The sequence below is a fragment of the Mycobacterium sp. 1165178.9 genome (assembly GCF_001673555.1).
GTDB lineage: Bacteria > Actinomycetota > Actinomycetes > Mycobacteriales > Mycobacteriaceae > Mycobacterium.
Genome location: NZ_LZMB01000191.1, coordinates 21,144 through 27,444, shown reverse-complemented (window position 1 = coordinate 27,444; position 6,301 = coordinate 21,144). Strand labels below are relative to the sequence as shown.

The following is a 6,301-nucleotide window of genomic DNA, read 5'->3' as shown; positions in this document are numbered from 1 at the left end:
GGCAGCCCATAGCGTTGCCGGCGGCGGGGACATCGTTTGCCCGGTGGTCGGCGCTGCTGGCCGCGCACGCCAGTAGTCCCGCGGTGGTGGATCAGGTCGAGTCGTGGCGGCAGGTGGCGGCGGCACCGGCGGTGTTGCCGGCGGTGCGGCCCACGGTGGATACGTTCGCCGCGGCGGGTCATTTGTCAGTGGCGCTCGATGTCGAGACCACTCGGATGCTGTTGGGAGAGGTGCCCACGGCGTTTCACACCGGGGTGCACGACATCTTGTTGATCGCGTTCGGGTTGGCCGTAGCCGAGTTCGCCGCGATCGGTGGTGGGCCGATCGGCATCGACGTGGAGGGGCATGGACGTCACGAGGAGCTGGCCGCCGACGTCGACCTGACTCGCACGGTCGGGTGGTTTACCACGAAATATCCGGTGGCATTGAACGTTGGGGGGTTGGCGTGGGATCAGGTGGTGGCCGGCGAGGCGGCGCTGGGCGTGCTGGTCAAAGACGCCAAGGAGCAACTGCGCGCCCTGCCTGACCCGCTTGGTTACGGTCTGCTGCGGTACGTGAACCCCGATGTCGACTTGGAAGGCCCGGACCCGGTGATCGGGTTCAACTATCTGGGGCGACTGGGCGCCGCCACCGAGGTCTCCCACGACCTGTGGCGAGTTTGCCAGGACGTCGTGTCGGTCACCCGCGCGGCGGCGGCCATACCGATGCCGCTGATGCACACCCTCGAGCTCAACGCCGGCACCCTGGATACCGAATTCGGTCCACAGCTGCACGCGAATTGGACCTGGGCGGCGTCGGCGGTGGATCGCGAGCAAGTGAACCGGCTGGGCCGGTTGTGGTTTGACGCCCTGGCCGGAATCTGCGCGCATGTGCGCAACGGCGGGGGCGGGTTCACGCCGTCCGATTTCGCTCCCGCTCAGCTGACTCAGCGACAGCTCGATGAGCTGCAGCAGGAGCACCAGATCGCCGACATACTGCCATTGACCCCGCTGCAGCAGGGGCTTTTGTTCCACGCCGGCGCCGGCTGGGGTCCCGATCACGATGTGTATGCGGTGCAACTGGACTTCACCGTGATCGGCGCTCTCGACACCGATCGCTTGCGTGCGGCGCTGCACACGGTGGTAACCCGCCATCCCAACCTGGCGGCCCGGTTCTCGACCCAATTCGACGAGCCGGTGCAGATCATCCCCGCTGATCCGGTAGTGCCATGGCAGTACATCGAGCTGCATCCCAACGGCGTAAGCATTGACGAGCAGGTCCGGGAGGTGTGCACCGCTGAACGCGTCGCGGTGTGTGACCTGGCCGAGCAGGCCGCATTTCGGGCGGTGCTGATCCGCACCGCACCGGGCCGGCACAGGTTTGTGCTTACCAATCACCACATCGTGCTCGATGGCTGGTCGTTGCCGATCCTGCTGCAAGAGATCTTTGCCAGTTATTACGGACGCCCGCTGCCCGCGGCCGAACCGTACCGCAGCTTCGTCGCCTGGCTCACTGGTCGGGATCGCGCTGCGGCCCAGGCGGCTTGGCGCGAGGTGTTGGCCGGCCTGGATGCCCCCACGCTGGTGGGTCCGCCGGGCCAGCTGAGTCAGGCGCGGCGATCCGCCGCATGGTATGAGGTGCCGGAGAACACCACCCAGGCCGTGGGCGACTTGGCGCGTTCGCGTCACACCACCGTCAACGTCGTGTTGCAGGCGGCATGGGCCCAGATGCTGATGCGGTTGACCGGCCAGCACGACGTGGTCTTCGGCACCGCGGTCTCGGGACGGCCGGCGGAATTGGTCGGCGCGGGCTCGATGGTGGGGCTGTTGATCAACACGGTGCCGGTACGGGCGCGCATCACCACGGCAACCACCGCCGCCGACCTGCTGGATCAGCTGCAGGAAGCCCACAATTGCACGCTGGAGCACCAGCACCTGGCGCTGTCCGAGATTCATCGGCTCACCGACCACGACCAGTTGTTCGACTCCATGTTCATCTACGAGAACTATCCGGTCGACACCGAGGCGTTAACCGGCGACTACGACCTGACCATCACCGAAGTCAACACCAGCGAATCCACCCATTACCCGTTGGCGGTTGCCGCCATACCGGGTCCTCAAATCGGGCTTCGCGTCGAATACGACGCCGAGGTGTTCGACCTAGCCGGCATCGAGGCGCTGTTCGCGCGATTCCAGAAGGTGCTTGTCGCCATGACCGCCGAGCCGACCCGGCCGCTGTCGTCGATCGACCTGCTCGACGCCGACGAGCACGCCCGCCTGGACGCGTGGGGCAACCGGGCAGTGTTGACGCACCCGGCGCCGGCGTCCGTGACTATTCCGGGGGTGTTTGCCGCGCACGTCGAGCGTGCCCCGGACGCGGTGGCGCTGACGTGCGAGGGCCGCTCGATGACGTACCTCGAGCTCGACGAGGCGGCGAACCGATTGGCGCACCTGTTGGCCGAACAGGGTGTGGCAGCCGGTGATGTCGTGGCGCTGCTCCTGCCACGCTCGGCCGAGGCAATCGTGGCGATCTTGGCGGTGCTCAAGACCCGCGCGGCCTATTTGCCGATCGACCCGGCAGTGCCAACGGCTCGTATCGAGTTCATGGTGGCCGATGCCGCGCCGGTCGCGGCGATCACCAAATCAGATCTGCGGGCGCGGCTGGGCGGGTCCGGCTTGGTGATCATCGACGTCCACGACACCCGCGTTCCCGGCTATCCATCGACGGGCTTGCCGGCGCCGGCGCCCGATGACATCGCTTACCTCATCTACACCTCGGGCACAACGGGTGTCCCCAAGGGCGTGGCAGTTTCTCACCACAATGCGATTCAGCTACTCGAGGTAGTGGATCGGCACTTGCCCACGCCGGCCACCTGGGCGCAATGCAAATCCCTGGCTTTCGACGTCTCCGTGTCCGAGATTTTCTTCGCTCTAATGCATGGCGGACGCGTGGTCGTGGTGCCCGAGTACGTGGTGACCTCACCGGAAGACTTCAAGGCGTTGCTGGTCGCTGAGCACGTCGACGTGTTCACCGAAACCCCTTCCGCCCTCGCGGCGCTGTCACCCGAGGGTTTGGAGTCGCTGTCGCTGATGGTGGCCGGTGAAGCCTGCCCGGCCGAGGTGGTGCAGCGGTGGGCGCCGGGGCGGCTGATGGTCAATGCCTACGGCCCGACCGAGACGTCGATGGGCATCACCATGAGCGCCCCGCTGACGCCGGGAATAGGCCCGGTGCCGATCGGGGCGCCGGTGCTGCAAGCGGCGTTGTTTGTCCTGGACGCCTGGTTGCGCCCCGTTCCGGCCGGCGTGATAGGGGAGTTGTACGTGGCCGGCGCCGGGGTGTCATACGGGTACCTGAACCGGGCGGGACTGAGCGCATCGCGATTCGTGGCCTGTCCGTTCGCCGGCGCGGGGACTCCGGGAGCACGGATGTATCGGACCGGGGACCTGGTGTGCTGGGGTTCCGACGGCCAGTTGCGGTACTTCGGTCGCGCCGATGAGCAGGTCAAGATCCGCGGCTATCGCATCGAATTGGGTGATGTCCAAGCGGCGTTGGCCGAAATCGACGGGGTGGGCCAGGCGGTGGTAATCGCTCGCGAGGACCGCCCCGGTGACAAGCGCCTAGTCGGGTACATCACCGGCACCGCCGATCCGATAACCACGCGCGCCAAGCTGGCCGAGCGGCTGCCCGCGTACATGGTGCCGGTCGCCGTGGTGCCGGTGAGGGCGCTGCCTCTGACGCCCAACGGAAAACTCGACAGGCGAGCCTTGCCGGTACCCGAATATGTCGTTGCCGAACGCTACCGGGCCCCGGCGAACGCCATCGAGGAGACACTGGCCGGTATCTTCGCCCAAATCCTCGGGCTAGACCGCGTCGGCGTCGAAGACTCGTTCTTCGACCTGGGTGGCGATTCATTGCTGGCCATGCGCGTGATCGCCACAATCAACAAGACTTTGGATGCTCACCTCGCGGTGCGCACCATATTGGACGCGCCATCGGTTCGGAGCCTGAGTCAGCAACTGAGCAGCGATGACAACGCGGCGGAACTGCTCCCGATCGAGGTCCTCAAGAAGGGCACGGGCATTCCACTGTGCTGTGTTCATGAGGGTCTCGGCCTTAGTTATGCGTATCGGGTGTTGGGCGATTACCTGGATTGCCCGATTGTCGGAATCAACCAAATCCCGGACAACGGCGACGTTGGACGGCAATCGATTCGGGCCATGGCGAAGGATTATGCCGATCGACTGCAAGCCCTTTATCCCGTGGGACCGTACAACCTACTTGGCTGGTCCTTCGGCGGTCCTGTGGCCCACGAGCTGGCCGTCGAACTTCGCCGGCGCGGCGGTGAAGTCCGGCGTCTGATAATGCTGGACCCGGTGCTCGGCAACGGCGGTCCCACGAATACCGATGGACCTGACGAGGAGATTCAGGGCGAGAGTCGCATCCTGGATCTCACGTTGCGATCCAACCGCATCGATGTTCCCGAGCAGGCGCAGCCCCTCACTTACGAGCGGGCAGAGGAATTAATCCGTCAGCAGGGAAAAACCGTGGAGTTGGTACTTCCGCCCCGACAGATCTTCGAGTTCGTGGTTGAAAATTACAATTCGAACGGGTCGCACCTCCGACAGCATGTGCCCGGTGTGTTCGATGGCGAGGTGATCATCTTTTCCGCGCGCCGGGACGAAGGCAACGAGTCGGCGGACCCACAAAACTGGAACCCGTACGTGGCCGGCGCCATCGCCGTGCATGCGGTTGACTGCGGCCATGACGACATGATGGCCAGCGAATCGCTCGCCTTGTACGGGGAACGGCTCAAACTCGCGTTGGAGTCGTAACGCGGTTCGCATCGCGAACCGCCCGATTCGTTAGGTGACTTCGCCCGTCAGGTTGAACTCGTCCAGGGTGCGCGCAGCGAACTCGCGCATGGCGAGTTTCGTGTTCTCGGCGCCCGGCTGGTAGGCCCCGATGCTGATGACGATTCTGGTGTGCAGGCGCCAAGACTGCACGGTCATCAGGCCGCCCGTGCGCTCGAGCCACTGTTGCGTCAGTTGCTGGAAAGCCAGTCGCCCGGTGACGAACTCGGCGTCGCTGCCGTCGAGGCGGCACACCACGGAGCCCAGGTCACCGAGATTGGAGCACAGCACGGGAAGCGCTTCGCTGAGCATCGCGTAGTCCAAGGCGCTCAGCCGTTTCAAGACCCGTTTCGGTATGAAAGGGATCAGCGAAGCGACTTGCGACGACGCCTCGGTGGGTGTTTCCCGCAGGGTCACCAGCGCTTGCTTGATCGCGGCACGCACGTCCCGCAGGTCTGTTGTCACCCGCGTCGGATCGACGCTGACTCGGGCGAACGCCACTGCGTTCGCACGCATATCACCCTCGGCCCTTGTGCTGATGGGGAGTTGCACGGTGACGGTATCGTCACCGGCACACCGGCGACCAACGTGCTCCGCGAATTTCGCCACGAACCCGGCGAGCAGCGTCTTGCTGGTCCCGCCGAGCGCCTCCGCGCAGGCATCCCAATCGGCCAGATCGACCAAGACGGTGACGGTCGGCACGACGACGACGGGGTCCGCGACGTTGTCGGTGTCCCTTACCTTGAGGGCTGGCGACCGCGATGTCTGTGATTGCGCGGTGTTCTGCCGCTGATTACGAGCCTGTTTTGCCGCCGTGACAAGGGCCCGGCCAACCTCGGGCGCTTGCTGCGCTGTTTGTCGGGCATCCTCGACCAGCGCGCGCAGTCGAGTGCGCGAACGTGGCGGCGGGTAACCAAAGTCGCGTGTGATACCCGAAAGGGCCTCGATTCCCGACACGACAAGTCCGAGACCGTCGAGCAGGTAATGGGAAATCACCAGGCTTATGGCGGTGGAGCCATCGGTCAGTGGGAGCACGCCCAGATGCCAGCCGGGGCCGAACTCCGGGTCGACAGGGATTTGCGAGCGTTCATCCGCCCAGTCGCTGACCTCGGTGCGCGGGCGGGGGTGCTCCGCAATATCGATGTCCGCCTCCCCGCGGTCCAGGACCCACCGATATCGGGCAAACGGCAGCGGCGAACGCTCGATGCGCCTGCCCAGCAACCCGTGACCGAGATTGTGGTGAAAACGCCTCACTCCGTCGAAATCAAGAGGATGCTCATAAACCCACACGACCTGCATGATTTGCTTCGGCCCGGTGACGCGCTGCCCCATGAACAAGGCTTGGTCCACGTAAGCGAGGCGATTGTCCACGCATGCATCACCGTTGACTGCGCGGGTGCCTACGGAGGCTCGTGCAGGAAGTATCCGCAGTGGCACTGATCAGCCTTCCCCTACATTCATTCCACATTGCG

At 65.1% G+C, this 6,301-nt stretch carries 2 protein-coding genes; one reads left to right on the top strand and one right to left on the bottom strand.

Annotated elements, in window-relative coordinates; translation table 11 throughout:
- Positions 1–4,811 (top strand): non-ribosomal peptide synthetase (locus A5652_RS09290; protein ID WP_156745234.1); only part of this gene is annotated, 4,811 nt, incomplete at its 5' end.
- A 30-nt stretch (positions 4,812–4,841) separates the two neighbouring features.
- On the opposite strand, the gene A5652_RS09285 is transcribed toward A5652_RS09290, so the two are convergent.
- The gene (locus tag A5652_RS09285) at positions 4,842–6,161 is read right to left on the bottom strand and encodes a hypothetical protein (protein ID WP_156745233.1); all 1,320 of its coding nucleotides are present in this window, start codon (positions 6,159–6,161) and stop codon (positions 4,842–4,844) included.
- Positions 6,162–6,301 lie beyond the last annotated feature (140 nt).